The 22,594-nt window shown below is 51.8% G+C and carries 29 protein-coding genes, 1 tRNA gene and 2 rRNA genes; 6 read left to right on the plus strand and 26 right to left on the minus strand.

Annotated features, from left to right (window positions below; translation table 11 throughout):
- Positions 1 to 251 precede the first annotated feature (251 nt).
- Positions 252 to 3,136, plus strand: a 23S ribosomal RNA gene (locus tag L1889_RS17810).
- 200 nt (positions 3,137 to 3,336) lie between these two features.
- A 5S ribosomal RNA gene (gene rrf, locus L1889_RS17815) occupies positions 3,337 to 3,450 on the plus strand.
- 145 nt (positions 3,451 to 3,595) lie between these two features.
- Here the strand turns inward: rrf and ycaC are convergent.
- The 6 genes from ycaC to L1889_RS17845 all read right to left on the minus strand — a co-directional run bounded on the left by ycaC (position 3,596) and on the right by L1889_RS17845 (position 6,877).
- On the minus strand, positions 3,596 to 4,222 hold the full coding sequence (gene ycaC / locus L1889_RS17820; RefSeq protein WP_238666352.1) for an isochorismate family cysteine hydrolase YcaC: 627 nt from the start codon (positions 4,220 to 4,222) through the stop codon (positions 3,596 to 3,598).
- Between the two features lie 335 nt (positions 4,223 to 4,557).
- The gene (locus tag L1889_RS17825) at positions 4,558 to 4,818 is read right to left on the minus strand and encodes a helix-turn-helix transcriptional regulator (protein ID WP_238666353.1); all 261 of its coding nucleotides are present in this window, start codon (positions 4,816 to 4,818) and stop codon (positions 4,558 to 4,560) included.
- 13 nt (positions 4,819 to 4,831) lie between these two features.
- Positions 4,832 to 5,080 carry a sigma-70 RNA polymerase sigma factor region 4 domain-containing protein gene (locus L1889_RS17830; RefSeq protein WP_238666354.1) on the minus strand — a complete coding sequence of 83 codons (249 nt, stop codon included), beginning with the start codon at positions 5,078 to 5,080 and terminating at the stop codon, positions 4,832 to 4,834.
- Complete coding sequence (locus tag L1889_RS17835) at positions 5,080 to 6,015, minus strand: hypothetical protein (RefSeq protein WP_238666355.1); 936 nt, start codon at positions 6,013 to 6,015, stop codon at positions 5,080 to 5,082. Before L1889_RS17835 ends, L1889_RS17830 begins: the two co-directional genes overlap by 1 nt.
- Positions 6,012 to 6,704 carry a hypothetical protein gene (locus tag L1889_RS17840; protein WP_238666356.1) on the minus strand — a complete coding sequence of 231 codons (693 nt, stop codon included), beginning with the start codon at positions 6,702 to 6,704 and terminating at the stop codon, positions 6,012 to 6,014. Before L1889_RS17840 ends, L1889_RS17835 begins: the two co-directional genes overlap by 4 nt.
- The gene (locus L1889_RS17845) at positions 6,701 to 6,877 is read right to left on the minus strand and encodes a hypothetical protein (protein WP_238666357.1); all 177 of its coding nucleotides are present in this window, start codon (positions 6,875 to 6,877) and stop codon (positions 6,701 to 6,703) included. The genes L1889_RS17840 and L1889_RS17845 overlap by 4 nt, the downstream gene beginning before the upstream one ends.
- Before the next feature lie 119 nt (positions 6,878 to 6,996).
- Here L1889_RS17845 and L1889_RS17850 point away from each other — a divergent pair, with 119 nt between their 5' ends.
- Positions 6,997 to 7,389, plus strand: a complete 393-nt coding sequence (locus tag L1889_RS17850) for a DUF1330 domain-containing protein (RefSeq protein WP_238666358.1) — start codon at positions 6,997 to 6,999, stop codon at positions 7,387 to 7,389.
- Here the strand turns inward: L1889_RS17850 and L1889_RS17855 are convergent.
- The 5 genes from L1889_RS17855 to L1889_RS17875 form a co-directional block, all read right to left on the minus strand.
- Positions 7,339 to 7,788 carry a class I SAM-dependent methyltransferase gene (locus tag L1889_RS17855; RefSeq protein WP_238666438.1) on the minus strand — a complete coding sequence of 150 codons (450 nt, stop codon included), beginning with the start codon at positions 7,786 to 7,788 and terminating at the stop codon, positions 7,339 to 7,341. The two genes, L1889_RS17850 and L1889_RS17855, sit on opposite strands and share 51 nt — an antisense overlap.
- Positions 7,789 to 7,829: 41 nt before the next feature.
- A complete protein-coding gene (locus tag L1889_RS17860; protein ID WP_238666359.1) occupies positions 7,830 to 8,057 on the minus strand; it encodes a hypothetical protein in 228 nt (75 codons plus the stop codon).
- Positions 8,058 to 8,171: 114 nt separating this feature from the next.
- Positions 8,172 to 9,848, minus strand: coding sequence for a DNA cytosine methyltransferase (locus L1889_RS17865; RefSeq protein WP_238666360.1), 1,677 nt, complete (start codon positions 9,846 to 9,848; stop codon positions 8,172 to 8,174).
- Positions 9,849 to 10,392: 544 nt separating this feature from the next.
- A complete protein-coding gene (locus tag L1889_RS17870; protein WP_238666361.1) occupies positions 10,393 to 10,767 on the minus strand; it encodes a KGG domain-containing protein in 375 nt (124 codons plus the stop codon).
- Between the two features lie 302 nt (positions 10,768 to 11,069).
- Entirely contained in the window at positions 11,070 to 11,972 is a 903-nt protein-coding gene (locus L1889_RS17875) for a recombination-associated protein RdgC (protein ID WP_238666362.1), read from the minus strand.
- Between the two features lie 17 nt (positions 11,973 to 11,989).
- Here L1889_RS17875 and L1889_RS17880 point away from each other — a divergent pair, with 17 nt between their 5' ends.
- On the plus strand, positions 11,990 to 12,592 hold the full coding sequence (locus L1889_RS17880) for a hypothetical protein (RefSeq protein ID WP_238666363.1): 603 nt from the start codon (positions 11,990 to 11,992) through the stop codon (positions 12,590 to 12,592).
- Position 12,593: 1 nt separating this feature from the next.
- On the opposite strand, the gene L1889_RS17885 is transcribed toward L1889_RS17880, so the two are convergent.
- From L1889_RS17885 to L1889_RS17925, 9 genes are all read right to left on the minus strand, one after another.
- Positions 12,594 to 12,746 (minus strand): hypothetical protein, encoded by a 153-nt coding sequence (locus L1889_RS17885; protein WP_238666364.1) that lies wholly within the window; start codon positions 12,744 to 12,746, stop codon positions 12,594 to 12,596.
- A 619-nt stretch (positions 12,747 to 13,365) separates the two neighbouring features.
- A complete protein-coding gene (locus L1889_RS17890) occupies positions 13,366 to 13,782 on the minus strand; it encodes a hypothetical protein (RefSeq protein WP_238666365.1) in 417 nt (138 codons plus the stop codon).
- Positions 13,779 to 15,443: a YqaJ viral recombinase family protein gene (locus tag L1889_RS17895; protein ID WP_238666366.1), complete on the minus strand. Its 1,665-nt coding sequence runs from the start codon at positions 15,441 to 15,443 to the stop codon at positions 13,779 to 13,781. The genes L1889_RS17890 and L1889_RS17895 overlap by 4 nt, the downstream gene beginning before the upstream one ends.
- The gene (locus tag L1889_RS17900) at positions 15,440 to 16,195 is read right to left on the minus strand and encodes a hypothetical protein (protein ID WP_238666367.1); all 756 of its coding nucleotides are present in this window, start codon (positions 16,193 to 16,195) and stop codon (positions 15,440 to 15,442) included. The genes L1889_RS17895 and L1889_RS17900 overlap by 4 nt, the downstream gene beginning before the upstream one ends.
- Positions 16,188 to 16,403, minus strand: a complete 216-nt coding sequence (locus L1889_RS17905) for a hypothetical protein (protein WP_238666368.1) — start codon at positions 16,401 to 16,403, stop codon at positions 16,188 to 16,190. Before L1889_RS17905 ends, L1889_RS17900 begins: the two co-directional genes overlap by 8 nt.
- A gap of 84 nt (positions 16,404 to 16,487) precedes the next feature.
- On the minus strand, positions 16,488 to 16,838 hold the full coding sequence (locus L1889_RS17910) for a hypothetical protein (RefSeq protein WP_238666369.1): 351 nt from the start codon (positions 16,836 to 16,838) through the stop codon (positions 16,488 to 16,490).
- A 212-nt stretch (positions 16,839 to 17,050) separates the two neighbouring features.
- Entirely contained in the window at positions 17,051 to 17,485 is a 435-nt protein-coding gene (locus L1889_RS17915; RefSeq protein WP_238666370.1) for an ead/Ea22-like family protein, read from the minus strand.
- The gene (locus L1889_RS17920) at positions 17,478 to 17,690 is read right to left on the minus strand and encodes a hypothetical protein (RefSeq protein ID WP_238666371.1); all 213 of its coding nucleotides are present in this window, start codon (positions 17,688 to 17,690) and stop codon (positions 17,478 to 17,480) included. Before L1889_RS17920 ends, L1889_RS17915 begins: the two co-directional genes overlap by 8 nt.
- A 29-nt stretch (positions 17,691 to 17,719) precedes the next feature.
- The gene (locus tag L1889_RS17925) at positions 17,720 to 18,406 is read right to left on the minus strand and encodes a hypothetical protein (protein ID WP_238666372.1); all 687 of its coding nucleotides are present in this window, start codon (positions 18,404 to 18,406) and stop codon (positions 17,720 to 17,722) included.
- An 11-nt stretch (positions 18,407 to 18,417) separates the two neighbouring features.
- On the opposite strand from L1889_RS17925, the gene L1889_RS17930 reads away from it, so the two are divergent.
- Positions 18,418 to 18,774 carry a hypothetical protein gene (locus L1889_RS17930; RefSeq protein WP_238666373.1) on the plus strand — a complete coding sequence of 119 codons (357 nt, stop codon included), beginning with the start codon at positions 18,418 to 18,420 and terminating at the stop codon, positions 18,772 to 18,774.
- Between the two features lie 29 nt (positions 18,775 to 18,803).
- Here L1889_RS17930 and L1889_RS17935 read toward each other — a convergent pair.
- From L1889_RS17935 to L1889_RS17960, 6 genes are all read right to left on the minus strand, one after another.
- Positions 18,804 to 18,909: transfer RNA gene (locus L1889_RS17935), tRNA-Thr, on the minus strand.
- Positions 18,910 to 19,366: 457 nt separating this feature from the next.
- Positions 19,367 to 19,747, minus strand: coding sequence for a hypothetical protein (locus tag L1889_RS17940; protein ID WP_238666374.1), 381 nt, complete (start codon positions 19,745 to 19,747; stop codon positions 19,367 to 19,369).
- Entirely contained in the window at positions 19,744 to 19,986 is a 243-nt protein-coding gene (locus tag L1889_RS17945) for a hypothetical protein (RefSeq protein WP_238666375.1), read from the minus strand. Before L1889_RS17945 ends, L1889_RS17940 begins: the two co-directional genes overlap by 4 nt.
- The gene (locus tag L1889_RS17950; RefSeq protein ID WP_238666376.1) at positions 19,983 to 20,246 is read right to left on the minus strand and encodes a hypothetical protein; all 264 of its coding nucleotides are present in this window, start codon (positions 20,244 to 20,246) and stop codon (positions 19,983 to 19,985) included. Before L1889_RS17950 ends, L1889_RS17945 begins: the two co-directional genes overlap by 4 nt.
- Positions 20,243 to 20,539 carry a hypothetical protein gene (locus L1889_RS17955; protein WP_238666377.1) on the minus strand — a complete coding sequence of 99 codons (297 nt, stop codon included), beginning with the start codon at positions 20,537 to 20,539 and terminating at the stop codon, positions 20,243 to 20,245. The genes L1889_RS17950 and L1889_RS17955 overlap by 4 nt, the downstream gene beginning before the upstream one ends.
- A gap of 192 nt (positions 20,540 to 20,731) precedes the next feature.
- Positions 20,732 to 21,079: a hypothetical protein gene (locus L1889_RS17960; RefSeq protein ID WP_238666378.1), complete on the minus strand. Its 348-nt coding sequence runs from the start codon at positions 21,077 to 21,079 to the stop codon at positions 20,732 to 20,734.
- 1,063 nt (positions 21,080 to 22,142) lie between these two features.
- Between L1889_RS17960 and L1889_RS17965 the strand changes: the two genes are divergently transcribed.
- A complete protein-coding gene (locus L1889_RS17965; protein WP_238666379.1) occupies positions 22,143 to 22,553 on the plus strand; it encodes a DUF411 domain-containing protein in 411 nt (136 codons plus the stop codon).
- Positions 22,554 to 22,594 lie beyond the last annotated feature (41 nt).

Genomic DNA, 22,594 nt, shown 5'->3' on the forward strand with positions numbered 1-22,594 from the left:
TGGGCTGATTAGCTCGATGGTTTTAACTTGTTCTTTAACAATCTGGAAAAAGCACAACGAAGTGTATTCATGATGCATCGCGATAATATATCGGGATGTGTGAATATGCGGGTTGTGATTGCAAAATCAACAATTTTGTTCAAATAGTTCTCAATATAGATAGCGCATTGATTAATCAATGTGGATATTGTGAGTGATGAACGGCACAACGCGAAAACTCATAATCCTATAATTAGCCTAAAGCGTTATAGGATCAAGCGAATAAGTGCATGCGGCGGATGCCTTGGCGATCACAGGCGATGAAGGACGTGGTAGTCTGCGAAAAGCTACGGGGAGCTGACAAACAAGCTTTGATCCGTAGATGTCCGAATGGGGGAACCCACGACAGCGATGTCGTATCCTACACTGAATACATAGGTGTAGCGAAGCTAACCAGGTGAACTGAACCATCTCAGTAGCCTGAGGAAAAGAAATCAACCGAGATTCCGGAAGTAGTGGCGAACGAAACCGGACCAGCCTTAACGTGATAGTCGATTTGATAGTTGAATGATCTGGAAAGGTCAACCGTAGTGGGTGATAGTCCCGTAAGCGAAATCAAATCGGTGGTACTAGGCGTTAGACAAGTAGGGCGGGACACGTGAAATCCTGTCTGAATATGGGGGGACCATCCTCCAAGGCTAAATACTCGTGATCGACCGATAGTGAACCAGTACCGTGAGGGAAAGGCGAAAAGAACCCCGGAAGGGGAGTGAAATAGATCCTGAAACCGCATGCATACAAACAGTAGGAGCACCTTCGGGTGTGACTGCGTACCTTTTGTATAATGGGTCAGCGACTTACATTCAGTGGCAAGCTTAACCGAATAGGGGAGGCGTAGCGAAAGCGAGTCCGAATAGGGCGAATCAGTCGCTGGGTGTAGACCCGAAACCAGGCGATCTATCCATGGTCAGGTTGAAGGCACGGTAACACGTGCTGGAGGACCGAACCCACTAATGTTGAAAAATTAGGGGATGAACTGTGGATTGGAGTGAAAGGCTAAACAAGCCTGGAGATAGCTGGTTCTCTCCGAAAACTATTTAGGTAGTGCCTCGCGTATTACTGTCGGGGGTAGAGCACTGTTATGGCTAGGGGGTCACAGCGACTTACCAACCCATGGCAAACTCCGAATACCGACAAGTACAGCGCGGGAGACAGAGCACCGGGTGCTAACGTCCGGACTCAAGAGGGAAACAACCCAGACCGCCAGCTAAGGTCCCTAAAACGGGCTAAGTGGGAAACGAAGTGGGAAGGCATAGACAGTCAGGAAGTTGGCTTAGAAGCAGCCATCTTTTAAAGAAAGCGTAATAGCTCACTGATCGAGTCGTCCTGCGCGGAAGATGTAACGGGGCTAAGCCGGTTACCGAAGCTGCGGATGTGCACGTTTACGTGCACGTGGTAGGAGAGCGTTCTGTAGGCCTGCGAAGGTAGCTTGTAAAGGCTGCTGGAGGTATCAGAAGTGAGAATGCTGACATGAGTAGCGATAAAGGGGGTGAAAAGCCCCCTCGCCGTAAGTCCAAGGTTTCCTGCGCAACGTTCATCGGCGCAGGGTGAGTCGGCCCCTAAGGCGAGGCAGAGATGCGTAGCTGATGGGAAGCGGGTTAATATTCCCGCACCATTGTAAAGTGCGATGGGGGGACGGATCGCGGAAGGTCATCGGAGTGTTGGACGTCTCCGTTGGGGCATCGAAGAAGGCGCTTAGGCAAATCCGGGCGCGTAATTCAAGGGTGTCACTGAATAGGGCTACGGCCCTAAACTGATTGGAAGTGGTTCCAAGAAAAGCCTCTAAGCTTCAGCTTTACAAGACCGTACCGCAAACCGACACAGGTGGACGGGATGAATATTCCAAGGCGCTTGAGAGAACTCAGGAGAAGGAACTCGGCAAATTAATACCGTAACTTCGGGAGAAGGTATGCCCTGGTAGTGTGAGGTGCTTGCGCACTGAGCATGAAGGGGCCGCAGAGAAATGGTGGCTGCGACTGTTTATTAAAAACACAGCACTCTGCAAACACGAAAGTGGACGTATAGGGTGTGACGCCTGCCCGGTGCCGGAAGGTTAAGTGATGGGGTGCAAGCTCTTGATCGAAGCCCCGGTAAACGGCGGCCGTAACTATAACGGTCCTAAGGTAGCGAAATTCCTTGTCGGGTAAGTTCCGACCTGCACGAATGGCGTAACGATGGCCACACTGTCTCCTCCTGAGACTCAGCGAAGTTGACGTGGTTGTGATGATGCAATCTACCCGCGGCTAGACGGAAAGACCCCATGAACCTTTACTGTAGCTTTGCATTGGATTGTGAACCGGCCTGTGTAGGATAGGTGGGAGGCATTGAAGCGTGGACGCTAGTCTGCGTGGAGCCAACCTTGAAATACCACCCTGGTCGTTTTATGGTTCTAACCTAGGTCCGTTATCCGGATCGGGGACCGTGCATGGTGGGCAGTTTGACTGGGGCGGTCTCCTCCTAAAGTGTAACGGAGGAGTTCGAAGGTACGCTAGATACGGTCGGAAATCGTGTCGATAGTGCAATGGCATAAGCGTGCTTAACTGTGAGACTGACACGTCGAACAGGTACGAAAGTAGGACATAGTGATCCGGTGGTTCTGTATGGAAGGGCCATCGCTCAACGGATAAAAGGTACTCTGGGGATAACAGGCTGATACCGCCCAAGAGTTCATATCGACGGCGGTGTTTGGCACCTCGATGTCGACTCATCTCATCCTGGGGCTGTAGCCGGTCCCAAGGGTATGGCTGTTCGCCATTTAAAGAGGTACGTGAGTTGGGTTTAAAACGTCGTGAGACAGTTTGGTCCCTATCTGCCGTGGGCGTTGGATACTTGACGGAGCCTGCTCCTAGTACGAGAGGACCGGAGTGGACGTACCGCTGGTGTATCGGTTGTCATGCCAATGGCATTGCCGAGTAGCTAAGTACGGAAGAGATAACCGCTGAAGGCATCTAAGCGGGAAACTCGTCTGAAGATTAGGTATCCCGGGAGCTTGACTCCCCTGAAGGGTCGTTCGAGACCAGAACGTTGATAGGCTGGGTGTGGAAGTGCAGTAATGCACGTAGCTAACCAGTACTAATTGCCCGTGAGGCTTGATCCTATAACCGTTTAGGTTAGTGGGTTTTCAAGTGTCGTTCAGAAACAAAAAAACGCAATACCACACACGCAAATGACATGAATACATGGTTCAGACAGCCTCACGCCCCCAGGGCGAGGCTGTTGACACCGCATTGTGCTTTTTCCCAGATTGGCCTTTTGGGCTCAACGATGCGTTGAGCGCGAGGGGCACGCAAGTTTACGCTTGACGACCATAGCAAGGTGGCACCACCCCTTTTCCATTCCGAACAGGACCGTGAAACGCCTTTGCGCCGATGATAGTGGACGGACGTCTGTGAAAGTAGGTCATCGTCAGGCACTTATACGAAAAACCCCCGCTCGTGATCGAGTGGGGGTTTTTTTACGTCTGCTGCTTTCGCGCCCTGCAGCCCGTGCCGGGCTCTGCGTTTGCCGGGCCAGCCCGGCTCTTGCTAGCCAAACAGACCGTATTCATCCAGTAGCCTTATTTTTCCGATGTGAGCTTCGTGTGACTGTTGATCAGGTTCCGATAGTCCGGAATATGGTTGGAAAACAAGGTACCCAGGCCTTCGACATCATTGCGCCAGTCACGGTGCAGTTCGCAAGCCAGGCCGAACCAGGTCATCAGTTGCGCACCGGCCGAGGACATGCGATCCCATGCCGAATGGCGCGTAATTTCGTTGAAGGTGCCAGAGGCATCGGTAACTACAAATACCTCATACCCGGCCTCAAGCGCCGACAAGGCTGGAAACGCCACGCAGACTTCAGTTACCACACCGGCGATGATCAATTGCTTCTTGCCGGTGGCTTCTATAGCCTTCACAAAATCATCATTATCCCAGGCGTTGATCTGGCCTGGCCGAGCAATATAGGGTGCATCCGGAAAACTTTCTTTTAATTCTGGCACGAGAGGTCCATTAGGACCATCTTCGAAGCTAGTGGTCAGAATGGTTGGCAATTCAAAATACTTTGCCAGGTCAGCCAGAGCCAGCACGTTATTCTTGAACTTATCTGGATCGATATCGCGCACCAGTGATAGCAGCCCGGTTTGATGATCGACCAGCAGAACCGCAGCCTGGGTTTTATCAAGACGTTTATACAGAGTACTCATGTTTTATCTCCCAAATAATAAGAAAACACTACTGTGCTTACAACGAACATGGTCGCCTTGCTCAGTGTAACCTTGACTAGGCATGGACACCGTGCAGCTGTACGCTGTAGATCACTTGGTACAGCGGTTCAACGCAATAGACAAAGTGAGGCACCCGTTTGGTTTTGCGGGTGCCTTTAATATAGTGGTTTTAAAGGGAGTTTGGTGCCGGCAAGAGGAGTCATACACCGCCTTGTAATGACGGTATGCAGTAGTTATAAAATATTAATGCTGCGACGTACCCCTGAGCATACCCCCATATTTTCATCATGCTGTACGGAGCCGTAAAGAGGCGTTTACTCATCGCCCACCTGATAATCAATTGGGTCAGATAACCATTCTAGCAAGTCCGAGCCTCGCCATGCAGTACATCTGCCGCTGAGTTTAATTGGCTTGGGTGCTCGACCATCTAATACACGTAACCTCCATGCCTCATGAGACAAGGGTATGTGTGGGGCAAAGATGTGCCATCGATACAGGCCCTCAGGCATGATAAAGCTCAGAGCAGTATTCTTGGTGCTAGATGAGTTCGCGTCTATAGGGGCGATGGTGCTCATAAGTTCTCCATTTTTAAAATCGCGATTTCTCGCCTGTGATCTGGTTGTAGATTCGGCCTACGTTTTGGGGGCTGATGCGCAATTGGGAGGCTATCTCAGAGAATCGCATGTTCTCAACGCGGTGCATCCGGATAATCTGTAGGCCGAATTTGCCCTTTAACTCGTTCTGGTTAAGGGGTGCGGGTTCGGTCGCCACTAGAGCCTGGCTAACGACGAACTCCATGGGGGTGATAGGCGTTCTATTCAGTTTTTGGGTTTTCATCAGAAGACTCCGTTACGTAGCTGCTGCTCTTTTAACGCAAGGCCACGATCGTTTAGCAGTCGGTCATCAAGGTCACGAACATCGAGTGGTACTACCCATTCAATCCGCCCCAACAATAGACCTCTTAAAATCCTCTGCAGCGTAGAGCGGTATTGCCCGACAGACTGATACGTTGCGGCGCCAGCGTCGCTGTTCACAAACTCGATTACGGCGTTCAGAATGAGTCGAATATCAATTTCTGTGGATTTTGATACGCAATCCGGTTTGTCATTAAGCGGTGAGGGGCTGGCGTTGACCATTTTCGTGGCGTCAGGAATATGATCTGCTGGTGGGGTGGGGGCGGCTGCAAGCATGTCTCGTAGGCGTGATTCAACTCGCCGCGCCCACTCTACTGTTGGCGGGTTATGGCTATCAGCGTCAATGTACGAAATCAGTTCGATGGCGTCTCTCATGAGTCCGCTCGTCCGATCTACTGGCGTAGGCGCTGTAAATAACTCCATGCCATCAAAATGAGTAACGTCAGTACGTAGAGGAACAATATCGTAATCCTCTAACCCCGCATTTTCTGGGTTATTCAATAGGCGGTGGTTCCCAGACAGGGACAGCATGAACGCAGGTTTTTGTTTTACTGGCGTAGGCATGGGTACGTCACTGATGTAGACATAGCTGCCCAGTTCGAGCCATCCGGTCAGCGCAGTGGGGTGCGAAAACTGCAGTTCTATTTTTGATTCTCCAGGCGTATACCCGCAGATGCGTCCACTAAGCGTGGTTCCTATTGGCGTAGGCATGGGTGCGGCTGCGAGCATGGCTTTATATACGTCATTCCAGAAATGTCGCGTATTATCTTTGCCGGCCAACCATGCGCTGTACATTTCAGGTGTAGGCTCAACAGGAACCAGCTTCCACTTGGTTTCGTTGTAGGTGACTGTTTTCATGACTGCTTCTCCGTCTCTTCTACCGGCTGTGCAGCCTTGTGGTCGTCGTAGGTTTGAATACCCCAAGCCAGCGCGTAGCAGCACCAGGTAAAGTGATGGGTATATTTGTCGAAATTGTGCTCCCACACGTCTTGAAAGTGCCACGTTTGGGATTGATGACTGAACGTAGGTCTCCAGCTAAAGTCGCGGACAGCCAGCTCAGCAGCTTCGCGGCAGTCTTCGTCTAGGGGGCGTAGAACTTCGTCTTCGACGGCCTCCCAGAGTTCACGTCGTTGCTCTTTATTCAAAGTCGCTTCGTGGTAGGCCTCGCGAATCCATTCCAGACGGCATTCCTTGATGTATTCCCTGAACGCGTCTTCATCAAACTCCATGGCGCTACCGTTTCGACGATTTCCATCGACTGACTGCAGCTTTTCGGACCAATAGCTGAGGTTGATGGCGAGCTGATAACCGCCGCGCTTTGCATATTCACGATCAGTGCGGAAAAACTCAAGCATGTCATGCAGCCGACTGAACACATAAGTGCCCATGTCGCCGGTGTAGCAGAGATACCCTGGCCACGTGATCAGGTCGAAGTGCATATGCATAGTTCCCGGCTCACGCAGCCGAATGTGCCGATGTAGCCCGTCGTCGTGAATTACTTCCATGACGTGATTGGCCACACTTTTTAGAAATGATTCCTCATTCATGCGATCCTCCCGCTATCCCAGGCACCCTTGAATGGCACGTTAGACGATAGCGACATTAACGGTTTTTCGGTGCTATAGAGCTGGGCGGTGCGCTCAAGGTTGATGAGTTCCTGTGGTGTTGATTTCAGCTCACTGCGTTTAAAAACGCTCAACGGGTTATCTGTGGGTTTCATTTACCACCTCAAAAAAACAATTAAATAGGTGCGGACGGCTCCGGCAGCGACCACAGCGCTCTTAAGGGACGCTAGATTTCGCGCGTGATATAAAAGAACTTTACCGACTAGGAGCAGATATGACTGCATATGCCGTGGCTGTGATTAGGGAAACTCGATTCAACGATGAGGTCGCTGAGTATCTGCGTCGAATTGATGAGACGCTAGAGCCGTATTCAGGTAAATACATCGTTCATGGCGGGCCGTACGAGCCACTTGAGGGCGCTTGGTCTGGCGATTTGGTTGTGATCGAATTCCCTTCTATGGTTGAGGCAAAGGGCTGGTACAGTTCGGACGCCTATGCAGCGATTCGGGCGCTACGGACATCAAACACCGAAGGCGATGTGTTGCTAGTGCAAGGGGTGAAGCCGGGGCACAAAGGGGGGACATCCTTGGTTGATCACAGTGAGCCTTCAAGACGGTTAGCCAGGCTTTATAAAGGTGAGCCAGTGAGTTTTATTGAGTCGACCTGACCGATGACCGTATAGAGGTTTATGATCTGTGCAGGCCAAGACGTCCCGAACCGGTATCTGTGTTTCGTTCCATTTGAAATTGAGTGTCCCGTTGGGCCTGAGCACTCGAAAACATTCAGCAAACCCTAGGCTTAAATCCTCACGCCAATCAGCCCCAAGCTTTCCGTACTTGGCTGCCATCCAGCTTCGGGGGCCAGCTCGGACCAGGTGGGGCGGGTCAAATGCGACGTGGTAGAACGTGTTGTCGGGAAAGGGCATATCTCTGAAGTCGAAACGAACATCAGGGTGTATATGTACGGCCCTGGTGCCGTTGTCGCGGTGAGTGCGGTCCGTGACGGTGATTGACTCATGGCGCATGTCGCCGAACAGACAGCGCTGATCTGCAGGATCAAACCACATCATGCGACCACCACAACAGGGGTCTAAAACGGTTAGGTGTGTCACGGTAGCTCCGGTGATAACTGGTGTGGATTGAAGCTGTCTTGCTTGCCATTATCTAAATGAAGAACCACCTCATAGCCTGCGGCGTGTTTGAATCCGATTGTCGCGATTGCTACGCCACCCTGACCCATCCGGCCATCTCCAGCACCTACAACCCATCTACGCTGTTGCTCTGATGGAATTTCATTGATGACCAGGAAGCGAGAGACATCAAGTTTCTTTTTCATTCAGGTACCTATAGATAGATGTGCGAATAGGGCGCTGCTCATTAACAGAGCGAGCGAAAGCGCCGCGACTGTAATAAATAAGCGCGTCATTAATGATTTGGGTGAGGGGGTTAGCTAGGCGACTTTGCGTGCCTGTTGAGTGGCGCACCAGTTGGCTTGGATTAACGCCATTGCAGGGGGCGGGCTTACTGAGTTGCCACACATACGAACCTGAGCGGATTTGCTGAATTTTCGTCCATCGTGGCCGTGGGTGATGATGTAGTTGGGCGGGAAACCTTGTGCTGCGTAAAGTTCGTGCGGCTCCAACATCCGTAGCTTGATGTCTACAATGACGTAGGGCGTTCCGCGTATGTGCACGGTGACAAGCGCCAACCGGTCGCGAGTGGTGACCGTATCCATGGGGGCGTCCAGCGTTCTTGCATCACCGGTGCCGTAGTAGTTGATTAGAAAGGCTGCGACCTGTAGCGCCCCAGATTCATCGTCGGAGGATAGCTCACACTCGACTAGGCCGTGATGTAGTCCGCCAGCACTGATGGTTTGCAGTGAATCATTTACGTCCCGGGCATCACAGTTACCGCGTAGGTGCGCGAGGTAGGCGGTGACGAGCTGCTGTTGGCTGCCAGTGTTCGTGATAGTGGAGGTCGGGTTTCGTACGTCATGACCTGGAGTAGTGTTAAACCCCCCATTCATCTGGGCCAAGTAAGCCGTTGCAAGTGCATGCTTGGATCCTCCAGCCACGACGGTTCCTAAAGGACTCTGAATATCTAACGATCGCGGCGCTTGTCCCTGACGTTCCCCGTAACCGGTCTGTACTAGCACGGGTGACACAACAGCATGTTGCCCGCCGCGAGGCCATGCTGTCACTGTTGTTAGAGGCTCATTGATGGCATGAACTGCATCGTTCGACCAGTTGGCAATCGGCACGATAAACGGATCACCGCTATCAATGACGTAACGCTGTACACCACGTGCAACGCGTCTCAGGGTGGCGTCTGCGAGGGGGCGAGGGCGATTAAAAATAGATCGCCCTGGAATGCTCCAGTCTATGCATTCGGAAGCTGCTCGCCACTTGGGCTGCTTCTGGGTAGGTGTTTTGAAATGTGTAGGTTCCGGCCACTCCAGAGGTGCGCCGTCACAACGAGCCAGCATAAACAGTCGGTCGCGGGTGGTGGGGGCGCCGAAATCAGCCGCTACTAGCCTTTTCCATTCGACGTCATAGCCCATGCCGCTTAACACACTTACGAATCGGCTCCATGTTTCACCAGCTCGGCGCTTACAAGGTACTAAAAACTGTTCGCTTAGCGGCGTATGTTCGCCTTTGGCAGCGACCGAACCATCAAGGCGCACTACTCGACCTGTTTCTTTACAGCGCTTAGCGACTAACGGGCCCCAATTCAGCACTTGCCTGACGTTTTCTAAGCTGATGATGCGGGGGCGTACCTGTCCGGCCCAGCGAATGCCGACCCATGAAAGGGCGCGGATCTTGCGGTCACGTGGCTGCCCACCCTTGGCTTGGCTATGGTGAGTGCAGTCAGGTGATAGGTGCATCCAGCCAACTGGCATGTCGCCAACGGCTTCGTGTGGGCAAACCTCGAAAATATCCGCCTGGTAGTGTTTAGTTTGTGGGTGATTCGCTACGTGCATGCTGATAGCGTCAGCGTCGTGGTTGATAGCGATGTGAGGGTGCTGGCCTGTAGCCATTTCAAATGCGGTGGACCAACCACCACCGCCGGCGAACAGGTCAACGACCAGCTCGCCAGCAAGCGGCAAGATGAACTGTTTTGTAGACATGAGGTTTCCAGAGTTGGAATGGCGCGAGCCTAAGGGCTGGCCCAGTGGCAATAGCGAAGTTTTAGATGGGCTATGATCCTTACAGTTGGTAATACTGTCGGGGATATGAGCAGATGTTTAAGAAAGAATTTGACTGCACTACACAAAGAGGCTGGGGCTTAGCCCCGGTTCGGCAACTGGAGGATTTATAGGCTTCGTTATTGGTGGCTTATCGAGTTCTTTGGTAGACGCTAAATGGTGGGAGGTAATGACTGCATTTGGAACTGTGGGCGCTGCTCATCAAAAGGGCGAGCGAAAGCGCCGCGACTGTTAAGTAAAGACGCGTCATTAAAGTAAAGATGGGGAGGAGTAGGAGGATGCCAGCTTAGAAAGTTAGTGGCACAAATCGGACTAGGACAATGATTTACTTTTTAATAGACAGAAAAAACCCCACACTTTGGGAATGAAGGGTTAGGGACATCTATCTATAGAAAAAACGGTACCCGAGAGCGCTAACCCTCGGGTACCTAGTGGTCTTTACAACCAAGTGCTCCAGGGGTGAAGCTTACTTAGAGTGACCACCATGACTGTTGGCGCCAGCTTTGCGCGCTTCTTCAGAGTTGAACTCGTGAGCGGTGCCTTTTTCATGGGCTACCTTACCGCCTTTTTCGCCTGCTTGTCGAGCTTCCTCTGAAGTGAATTCGTGGGCAGTGCCCCGTTCATGAGCGACCTTGCCGCCTTTTTCACCGGCTTTACGGGCCTCCTCTGAGTCAAACTCATGAGCGGTACCTTTCTCATGAGCGGCCCGTCCGCCTTCGGCAGCTATGTTGCGCTGCTTTTGATCATCCATCGAAGCAAAACCCTGACGACCCGTACCTTTGTCGCCTTCGTGATGGCTGCCAGCGTGTTGCTTTGTATTGCGATCTTGAGTATCTGCCATTTCTATCTCCTTAATGGAAGTGAAGAACTAACTCGAACTCGAAATTCAATGCTATCAACGCCAATGCGGCTTTCCTAGGGCTGAGAAGTATTCATTAATGTGCTTTGAAACAAAGGGTTTTTACCTCAGATCGCTTCTCATAGGAGAGCCTTACTGAAGGTAAATAAATTGTTCCTCTTTCATGCAAAAATAAGGGTTTTCTAAATGAATATTAACGTTTAGTAGTAAGCCTGAAATTCTAGCGCTATGGACTTAGCATCTTTTTTCGTTGTTGGTGAAATTGGCATGAAGCCGTTTGATGGCTATACGACAACTTTCTCCCCTCCAAGCGCCTCCACCAGGTCACTAATCAATGCTGCTAACTCAGCAGTCATTAGCGCCATATCCGAGTTAAATCGCTCCGTGTCATCGCCAGATATCGTGTCGTTCTGATCCTTCAGAACATCGAGCGGGGTAACACGTTTAAGAGCCAGGCCGTCGTCCAGGACAAAGCTGATCTTGTCGTTCCATGTGAGAGCCAAACGTGTGCACTGCTTACCAGCTTCGATATGATTGCGCACTTCATTTGTGTCAACGCTGTGCCGGACATAACGCACGGTTGCGCGACGCTCACTGGTAGAACGCAGCTCTGTATCCTGGTCGATGCTGAAACCTGCAGGGGCCTCGTCTTCGGCCAGCCAGGAGGTCATCGCTGCAGCAGGGGATAGCTCGGTGTAAAGCGGCAGTGCTGGGAACGGATCGAACGTTTTAGCAATCAGCCCCATCACCTCGTCGCCTACAGCATTGCTTGCCGTGTCGACGACTAGCCAGCGGTTAACCGGGTCGATCCACACTGAGGTGTCTCTGTGCACTGAAAAGGCGCGAGGCATGAGCTCAGTGATTACCTGCTCTTTGATCTCGCGCATTTGCTTGCGGCCTGGGCGATAACCCTGTTCTTCTTCAATGTCCCGGGCCTTGGCTTGTGCGACCTGGTTAATGACGGAAGAGGGCAACAGCTTTTTCTCCGAACGAACAGAGAGCAGAATCTGCCCGTTTGGACCATAGGCCAAACCCTCGCCGTGGCGCGGCTCAGCCCAGCCTATACTTACGGGGTCTTGTGACGAACCGCTTACAAAAGCACGTTGCTCTAGTTGTGTTTGGAGCTGCTCTATATCGAGGGGCCTCGCGTCGGCGAGGCGAAAGATCCGCAGGTTTTTTAATTGCATATTATTTACCAAGAAAAATGACCGAAGAAAAAGTTGATCAGATCATTAGGTGTGTGAAGGAGTGTTGGTGGCGGGTACTTTTAGTGATCGCGATTCCAGCGCTTCTTATTGCTTCACTATTGAATGGATGGCCTGTTCGCATTGAGATGGAAAGTGGTGCAGCGGCATGGGCTCAGGCTTGTGTTTCTTTCTTTGCAATAATTGCGGCTTTTATGATCGGCGGGGCACAGCAACGAGCAGAGTTGAGGCGACGCAGTCAAGACCAAAAGGATCAGTTGAATGCCTTGCTGGAAACAATTAGCTCATGCGAAGAGCAAGTTTCATACATTGCTGAACGTCTTGAAGATCCCAGTAGATCTATAGAAAATAAACTTAGCTTTTGCTTGAGATGGGAATCGCTCTTGCTAACTTATTCAACCTCTATAAAAGCAGTGCCATTTCATTTGCCGCCATTTGCCTTTTTGAGTATTAATGCACTGCCTGCGATCTATGATTTGGATCGCTGCATAGGGATCCTAAACGAGCTAGGAGGCTTAGATATTCCTCGGGTAGCGGGCGACGCTGTTGCTCGGGAAAAATTAGTGAATTCATCAGGAAATGCGATGAATTCCAAGCATTAGCTCAGGATATCGAGAGTGGAATTGATGAGTTCAACAGGAAGTAATCAGCTGCTGCCTGAGCAGGTTGTGGGTTCTGACGGGCAGGGTGATTGTTGCGAGCTGGCACGGCCTGACCAGCATCCGCACCATCATCACGACCGTCCAGTATCTGCATTTGATCCGCAATTACCTCGGTGGTGTATTTATCTACACCAGCCTGACCCTGATATTTACAGGCATGTAAGCGGTTCTTAGAGTGACGATTTTTTACTCATTGGTTGTTGGGGCGTGGCAGTGCTTGGATTGCGAGATCTGTTAAAGGGCTATCCCCAGCGTTATGCACAGTTGGTGGGGATAACCTTAGGGCCTGTGCCTCTGGTTGCAGGTATGATTCCCAGTGCGCATACGTTATGCGTATGGCGTCAATAAAGGAGAGCGAAATGCGGGAAGGCTCTGGTAGTCCGGCGGAGAGCGAGTTTGAGCACAAAGGTAAGAAGGTCTCCGTTTATGCTATTCACATAGAAAACGCACCTGGAAAGTTCACTTTCCAGGTGGTAATCGATGGGCGCCCTGTGGCAGCGGAAAAGAAAGGACGGGGAATTTCTCACTCAGAGGCGGTGAGGGCTGGGCAGAATTATGCTCGGCAGGTGATAGATGGAGGAGAGGTAGAGTGATCTACTGCAAATTATCAGAGATCCATCCCCATTGTTCGATCTCATTAATTTAGACAAGACCTCCCTTCCATGGACCTAATCCGCGGCATGGAAATGTCATCTGCTTATGTACGGCATGAGTCATTGCTGCTTTTTAATGACATAGCAGATGGCTTGATGTGTTACGCCATACGCCCGTGCTAGGTTGGCTTTCGTGTCGCCATTCGCGAACTGCTCGGCGATATCAACGTACTGGCTGACGCTTAATTTTCCTCCGCCGGGTGGGGTTTGCTTTGGGGTGGATGGTAGAGGCCTTAATCCGCTTTGAGAAATAATGAAACTGATGCCATTCATTTGCGGTTCCTGATATTGCTGATCGGTTAATTCGGGTCGAGGGTCGACATATCCGTCTACCCGGCAGCGCTGTTGAGGCATCAAAATTGATGGGTGTGCTTTCGGTCGTTTTTCAGGACACACCGGACAAGTAACGCCGTACTTAGCGCGAAGTCGTTTTTTGTGGTCGCCTATAGCTTTGTAAATTTCTATGGCTTCACTCATGCAACCTCCCGTTGCTGTGCGCGTATGTTGTCAATGTGATCAATTAATGCGACACACATACGATCAAAGTCGCGCTCTTGGTAAAGAACAGCCGCCCGGTCTCGTCCTGCAGGCTCGAACCCGAGATACCGTAGAAACTCGGCGGTGACAGTGAAGCCCAGACGTTCACCTATTTGGCCGAGCCGAAGCTCTGGAGGTGTGGAGCCAATAGGGTTTGTTGTGACGGGTGTTGTGGACGGACAAACTGCACTGGAAGTATTTTCGACAACAGTAATAGTAGGGGCGGGCAGCGGTGTTGCTGCGGTTGCTATGACGGCATTTGCCGCCTCTCTAGCTCGCTCGCTTTCTAATACCGCCTTAGCGTCTGCCTCTAGCTTAGCTTTGTGCTGAGTAATGCGCGCATCAATAAGCGTGCGTAGTGTGACATCATCATGCTGCACCAGCTGCTGCTTGTCGGGGAATAGGGCAGGATGCTCAACACCTAACTCTGTAATTAGCTCGAGCCGCTTAATCACTTTTTCAGCTAATTGGGTGGCCTCGATCTTTGCATTGGCCGCTGCTGTTTGAGCAGCATCTTCAAGTGTGGCCAAAGTCCGTTTGCCTTTCATTGCGCCAGCTACATCACATTCGATAACAGGTAGCCTTACGATTTCCAGTGTTTCGTTGATGTTGTTGATGTGGTCGTTAAAGTCGTTGATGGCATCTTGTCGGATCTTATTGCGGATATTCTCCTTTTCAGCTTTGATTAGGCGATCCAGCTCCAGGCGGATCCGGCGCACTTCCTCGCTCACATCGTCCATTACCTTAAAGGCTTGATCGATGGTGACCGTTTGGCTTAATGCATGCTCTTTAGCGGCCCCGATCTTATCCTCGACCTCTTTGCACCACTTAACCGTTTTCTCGGCATCGGCAAAGTCTTGGTCGTTCTTTAGTTCCCGGTTAATGGCGCTTAGGACCTCCAGGGCGTGGACTTTAAACTCAGCCAGGTTGCTGGTAGTGACTTGGCCGGAAAGCTCAATGCGTAGGGCTGGGAGATTGTCCGGTGAGCGCCCGACCGCTTGAGGCTTTTCCTCAATAACAACGTACGTTTCTAGGTCACTCTGAAACTGTTTCCAGCCAGCAATCAACTGTTCAGCCCGACCTTTAACGGGCATATACGTCATTGACTCAAAGTTTTCGGTGGTGCCGTCAGAAACCACGAAAATGGCTTTGTCTGCTTTGGAGACGAGTAATTGCTGCTCTAGCTGCCAGTAATACTCAGGGTCTAAATCACCCGCACGTACTGCAGCGGCTAGGCCTTCATTCCACATTTTGTGCTCAAAGATGGTTTCACCTAGCATGGTGGCGCCGTCCAGTGATACCAGAAGGTCTAGGCCGTCGACCGTTCGTGTACCAGTGATGGGAAATAGCTCTTCGCCGATTTGGTCTTCTACGATCGGACGGGCGAGGGCTTCAAACTCGTGGCCTTTATCAAAAAGGTGATGTTGTACCCAGTCGCTAAACTCACGCTCGGTACCCGTTGCTTTCATGTGCAATAGCTCATTGCGGCGAACCTTGCTGGATGCACCCATCATTGCAGGAGCCTCAGAAGCGGTAAAGTGTTTGGCGCGTAACGAGATCCACTCGTCGGTACCTTGATGGACTTGATGTGTTTGCATCATTGCTCCGTCTCCAGTGTCTGTGTGTCGAGTGCTTGAATGGCCTTGCGCTGTTCGTCACTCAACGAATATTTGCTCTCTACGTTGGCGATAATGCGATCGGGCGTGACGCGACCAGCCTCAATCATGTCTTGCCACTTGCCTAGGTTTTCGTCCAAACTTTCAGTTGGGTAGTAGGGCAGCGCAGCGGCGGCCTGTTCTGTCGTTTTTGCTCGGCCCATGTCTTTCTCTGCATGCATGTCCTGAAGCTCTTCTGCGATAGGCATGCCGCGCAATACATCGGGGAAAACATCGCGCAGCGCAAAGGCTCGTGCTCGCATCTGACGCATGCGCTTTGGATACTGCATCCATGGCCCTGCTTTCCCGGATAGTCCGGCTTTTTTAGCATCTTCCATACTGAAGGTTCGTGTTTGCTCATCTTCGCCGCGTCGCTTTACCCGTATGGTGGCGGTTTCGCCATCGTCGGTTTCGTAGATGTATTCGCATGCGCTTGAGCTACGTACGATGCCTATTACTGCATCGCCCCAGAGAGAGGGGCGCCCGTTGATCACTGCAATATTTTGCATAGCCTGCATGGGCTGTAGGCCAAGCTCTAGCCCCCATTGAATCGCTACCAGAATATTGCCGGGGTTCCCCGCAAAGTCCTTAGGAACGATGCTTGAAGTGGCCAATACCTCAGCAAAGCGCATGGCCTCATCTAAGGATTTGGGCGTGAGGCTAAACCCCTGTTTTTGATTTGTGGCTAATTCAGTCATAGTTGTACCTGTCTCTCAAAATCTGTTCGTGAACATCCTGAACGCGCAAAGCAGCGTAATCGCGCTCATATCGTTGGTTCAGTTCGTTGTAATAGGTTTGGGCGATCTGCTCGTGCTGCACTTCGTGGTCAAAATCCAGCGTGCCGGCAAGCGTAACTAAGGCAGCGACAATGGCGATTTTCCAGCCGTGCTGTTTAAGATCACTCATAGCGCCGCCCATAATAAAAATGTTCGATTCCAGCGGTTATGGCGGAGACGGCTAGGGCGTATGAGCTAAGCAGGATTATGAGTTTCATGTGAGCGCCTCCAGTTCGTCAGGCGTGAGCCGTGATAGCGTGGCACCAGCGATTTCATGGATAAGTTCATTGCGGCGCTTTAGCAGCCTGGCTCTGAAATAGTCGTTATCGAGCGCAGTAAGCAGGTCAGCGCCGACCTCGGGGTATTCATCCATGAGCCAATGTTCAAGTACCTCAGCAATGCTTGCGCGATTCTCAGCAGAGCAAAGCATCGTGTGATTGAAGGCGATATAGACATGCTCACGATCACCGCATAGGCATTCGAGAATCTGCTCAGAGATCGTTACGAGTAGGCGCGCGTGATCAACCGCCTCACGCACCGCGATGGGGGCTGTGATTGCATTCATGATGGGATTTCCTGAAGTGCCGCGAGAGGCGGCTGATTGAATTTAGAGAGGTTTCACCGGCTAAGTCGGCGTCTCACGTCTAGAAGTTGCGGCTTTGACAGGCTCGCAGTGAACCCTCTAGGCACGACACTCCATGCCGTCGGGGAAACAGCACTTGTGTAAGGGGGGAATGTCGTGGCTAGAGAGGCCCAGTTAGGACTGGGCGGGGTGGGTTATTGAGGTAGGGCGGCGCGGGCGCGAACGTACAGGCAGTTCGGGTTGTGTTCGTCATCATCCTGTGCGCTACATCCGTGACAGACTGAGTACATTCGACCGTCGTCGTATTCGATTTCGTATGTGTCGTTATCTGCCATTTCGGAAACAAGGGCGCGTAGTCGAGCTATCTCAGCAGCATGTTCGTCACGCTCGGCAAGCAGGTCGGGCGTAAGGTTGTGGGCTAGAGTCACAAATGCTGCATTGGCTTCCTGCATTCCTCTCACATAAGGAAATTGCAGGGCTATGGCCATTGGCGCTGTTTTCTGGCCGTCCACCACCGAGTAAATCGGCAGTTCTATATAACCATCGTCATCTGTATATGACGGTCCGATAGACCACTCGCCGGGCGTTGCCTGGCCTACCGCATCTCGCAGAGCTTGGTATTTAGTCACTGGATCCTCCTTTTCGAGCCTTGATCATGGCATCGGCTATTTGATAGGCATACTCTGGAATCCCATCTAGGCGATCACCTGCTTCAGCGTCGTTACTGGCGATGAGCCCCTGCATTGCTTTGGCTGCGAAATAATCACGCATTGTTAAGCCATAGGTGCCGTAATCTTCGGCTCTGTTAGCGTCAACGGTTGGGAATGCTGGCATGCCCGAAGGGCTGCTATTGCAGGTGCCAATCAGTAGCCGTGCTCTTCGGCGGTGGCAGCGCTTTCCACCTCGCATTCATCCATATCTAGCTCCAGCGAAGTGCGGCCGACATACATGGATAGCAGTAGCCCGTCGAAACCACCGACCGCGTCAGGCAGGCTCTTGGGAGTCAGGTCTCTGCCGTCTAGTTTCAAAGAATAAACATCGCCTTCCTCATTGAAAGCTATGCAGAATTCGGCGAGATACTCACCACGACAATCCTCGTTGCCGTCCAAAGAAAGCCAGCCTCCACCGCGCTCCGACATTTTTAGGTGGGCATAAAAAGCCTCATGCTCTTCTTTATGAAGTCCGTAGCGAGCTTCTTTCATTAACTCGGACAGTTTTATGCGCTCGGGTACATCTGGAGCCACATTTTTTAATGCGGCTTTCATTGCCGTTTGGATGATCTGCGCATTCGCACCATGAACAGACTCATTAATCGCTGCGTTTGCCATCTGCTGAAATTTTGCGTAATCGTCGATTCTGAGGCCATGCGGAATGGCTTGAGACATCTGCGACGTGAGTTCTTTTCGGAACTCGCTGCGGTATCCGGTGGCGTCTTCAATGGCGCTTTTGAGGGCTTCTGCGATGGCCTTGTCGATGATCGGCTGTAGGCGCTCTGTGGCCGTAGCTGCGGCAATGATGCCAGCTAGGTCTAGATCAATTTTGATTTCCATATCTATCCTTTATGGTTATTTGGTGGTCCCGGTTGCCGCCCGGGGATCACACCTTCCTGCATCAATCGGCAGGACATGTGATCGGCTTCCCGTTTCCAGGGCTGCTCTCACGGTTGTATGTGCTGGTTACGTCATCCAGCGCAGCTCCCGCTGCCGTGCACCGTTTGTTACTCTGCGCGTTCTATAGGCTCACAGCTGGATGCTGCTTGCCCAGAGCCTTGGCTCACGAGGTTCACGCGCTGGAGGTGGTCAGCCCCCGCTGCTCTTTGATGGCGCCGGATGCGATCCCGGCATTGCCGTGCAGTAAGGTCAGTGCGCCACGTTTCGCGCCATCCCCAGTACCGGCTGGTTTACTGCTTATTACCTAGCGGATCGCCTCCGCGTACTGCTGCCATCAATAGTTCCGACTGGGCTTGAACCAGTGCCGCAGGTGCACCTGCCCGGAATCTTCCTTTCCGGCTCCCCATACAAGGGGCGCTCTGACCAACTGAGCTACAGCACTATTGATAGCCCTCGCTGCTTTCCCGAGGTGGTCATGGCGTTTGCGGGTTATAGAGCGCGTCCACTTCTCTACCTACCAATTACGATCAGCGGGGTGATAGGCCTCCCGCGAAAGCCCGACACTTGCGCGGTCGGGTTACGCGATGGTGTATGACGTTTGAAATCCTTTTGAATGATTGATATGCAATCGCAGAAAGTCGGTACTCACCATCATTAGAGCGGACTGGGCTTGATACCAGCTGGCCTACCACTCCCGAAGGTGGCGCTTCCCCGACAGCGTTTTATGCTTCACGTTGTCGTACGTGTCCATCCACGCCGCCGCTCTAATGATGCCCCTGTACTGGCTCAAGGGTTGCCGATCAATATCGGTGCCGTTTCTGCTACCCAGATCGCCTCGCAGTAAGGTAGAAGATTCCGCTACTTCCCCTAGCGGCCCGTCTGGGCGGGTTAGATGGGGTTCTATTCGTTGTTGTGCTGGGGGATTAGATCAACAATGGCGGCCTCCGCCTGCTCCGATGCATCCGCCCTGATGACCGCACAATCAGTCCAGTCGTGGCGCTGATTCTTTGGGTAAAGCGTGGCTCGAACCACCGCCGCGGCTGCCTCAAGGCCTGCCCGTACACCCTCGTCGTAAATGGCCAGCGCTTTGTCTGTGTCGCTGACCTCCAAGGCTTTGGCGGCTGCGTAGGCCTCGGCTTGGTCGGTGGTGATGAGTTGATCCATCGGCCCAAGGCTATCCAAGTGGGGAAGATCGCGCGGCTCACGTGACCAAATGCGGATGTTGCCATTCTCTGCGAATATTGCGTAAGCCACCGGCTCCGGCATCGTTGCCTTGGTCATAAATCCTCCGGCTGATCGTCTGTGCTGTAGGTGTAGGTGGCATGCGCAGACACGGTATATTTCAGATCACAGGCGGGGCACTCTATCTCGTGATCCCCCTCTGAGTAGAGGCTCCACGCCTCGTGACCTTCAATATCATAGTCATCTCCGCAGTGCGGGCACTTCGGAATTAGGTTTCCCCAAAACTCCATCTCTTCGCTGGAAGCCGACAGAGCAGCTAGTCTTGTTGCCTTGGTCATGGCCTATTCCTTGAAATAAAAATACCTGCCCTCTTGACGGTGGCGTCGATTCCGGATCCGTCCACATATCCCGTCATACCGCGAAACATCAGCGTGTACTCGTGCAGCTCTTTCAGCAGCCGCAGCGCTTCCGTCAGTTCTACGTTGGCCTCATAGGCGGGCAGGCAAGTTTGGCATTTACCTATGCAGCGGGCAGCAACGAAACAGTCGCCGCTCGCTACTGTGCATGAGGGGTGCGGTATGAACGTTTCGGAGCTCATGGCTGCTGCTCCATAGCTGCGTCGATTCTGGCGATCAAACCCAGTACGCGCTTGGCGCTCGTATCGGCGATTTCACGATTCTCGTCCTCATTCCAACAGGCTGCCGCTAAGGGCAGTTGCTGTCGAGCCTCGGCAAGCAGCTGCAGAAGCTCAGAGCGCTGGTTAAATAGATCCCAAGCGACGATTCGTACCAGCCGAGCCGTAGTGTCCTCTTCGCGATCGCCAGTTAACTCGAACATTGGGTAGTTGCTTGTTATCCAGGCGTCGAAGCTTTCTTCTGGGTTTTCTTCCATACTGATCTCCTATTAATCACAGTTGAGTGCGCTCCCTCCCATAGAGCAGGGTTCCTACAACAAACAAAAGGAGCTGAATCAATGCTATGCCTACAGCGCCGCTAACACGCTGCTGGAACGCACTCAACAATGGTGTCTGTACCCGCCCAGGCACGAGGCGGTTGAAGATAAGGCACCGTGAGGGGCGATGCGTTAATCAAGATCAGCACCCCAGTACTCGGCAGCTACTGGGTTAGTTGCCTCCAGCCTGTAAGGGTTGCGGCGCTGACATGCATCCGCAAGCTCTTGCGCTTCCTTCGCCCAGGCCGTGCCGTTTTCTTCTTGTGCTGCGTTCTGTAGGTGGTGAGTCGCTTGCCGCCAGTCGCCATCGGCAATTGCTCTATATGCGATCTGGCAGCGAGTTACCTGGGCATCTGGAGCACCCAGGAGTAGGTCGTATGCTGTTTTCATATTTTCTCGCTTCAGTAAGCACCACCATTGATGCTTACCAAAGCGGCCTCCGGAGAGGCCCTTATCGACCGTACTGTTCCGGCCTGTCATCACGTCTCTATGTAGCTTGCTGTTGGTCGCCAGCAGAGGCTGCAATCGGACTTACGCGATCCATAGTGAGTTACGCGTCAGGCGCTACCCTGATCCCTGAATTCTGATCGGCACTGCTCCCACTCCTTGCGGGAATCCAATCGTGTCCAGTTCGCACCATGTCTTTTGCCCGGAACGCAGCTACGTTCCTGTCAGGAGGGTGTATGAGTCCTGGTGAGGCTTGGGCGTAATCGCCATTGCTCACTATTTATCTCAGCTCGTTGTTAAAGATCAATCGCTACTGACTCGTGCTGGCCTTGGGCCTAAGCGGTGTGGGTCGTTTGGTGTAGCGTTAGATCTATTTAACTATGGTTCAGTTGGTTTGTCAACTATAGTTCAATTGAATATGAACCTAAGTTCTCTGAGTAAGATCACCAGACGCAAAAAAGCCCACTTAGTGGGCATGATTATGGGAAAGCTTAGGGGTTAATTAGTTAAGCAAACGGGCTCGGATAGTGAGAGCCTAAAGTTAGTGTTGTGAGGGTAGAGGCCAGATACTCGGAAGTGCTTGTTAGAAATGAACCATATTTCATCTCTGTCGTTTGCGAGGATGAAGTATGCCTCTGAGGTTTCTGAGGGGCTATAGAGACCTAATACACGATAAGCATTGTCTTGACTGAAGCCGCTTTGTAGCGGGTAGGGCTTAGGTCCATTATCCAGCTCTTGAACTCTAAGGAATAAACCTGATTCAACAGTAATCATCCCAAATTCCTTATGATTTTTCAGCTAATTGAATAATAGCTCAGGCTCGCTCTTTACCTAGAGCTTTTACAAGTCGCATTACTTAACAATATTAATGCTTTAGGAAGGAGGGAGTGCGGGACGAGTCAGAATAATGGGCGCATCGCAAGGTAGAGGAAAATAAACTGCCTCACGGGCGGTCAGGATGCGGTGATCGAGTAGGCAAGCAAGGGAGTGAAGCAGTTGGAACGGCCTATAATGGACTAGATATGCGACAGAAGCTTAAGCATATTTATGCTCCTGTGCGCGACGTGTTGCCTGTGGATTTAATAATGGAGATTTAATGAAACGACTATTTGCGCTTTTAGCCCTATCTGGAGTTTTTGGTGCTGTAGCAGCTAGCTCTTTGACTGTTTATCAAGATCCGAATTGCGGGTGCTGCGAAGGATGGGCAGAGCACATGCGTGAATCTGGATTTGAAGTAAAAACTGTTAAAACAAATCAAATCTGGGCTGTAAAGGAGCGGCTGGGAGTACCTGCAGAGCTGGGGTCTTGTCATACGGCTGTACTGGACGAAACAGGGCAGATAGTTGAAGGGCACGTTCCTGCTTCTGTAGTAACGAAGCTCTTAAATAGTTCGAATACTAAGGGAGTTGCCGCTCCTGGAATGCCCTTAAATGCGCCTGGCATGGGAGAGCTGGATGGCAACCTTGTAACGGTTGATTTTAAAGGTCGTCCGTTCTCTAGAGATTGAGCGTTCCTAGCCGGTCGAGAGGAGTACCATCCACAAAAAAC

The organism is Paenalcaligenes niemegkensis, from assembly GCF_022230885.1.
Taxonomy (GTDB): domain Bacteria; phylum Pseudomonadota; class Gammaproteobacteria; order Burkholderiales; family Burkholderiaceae_B; genus Paenalcaligenes; species Paenalcaligenes niemegkensis.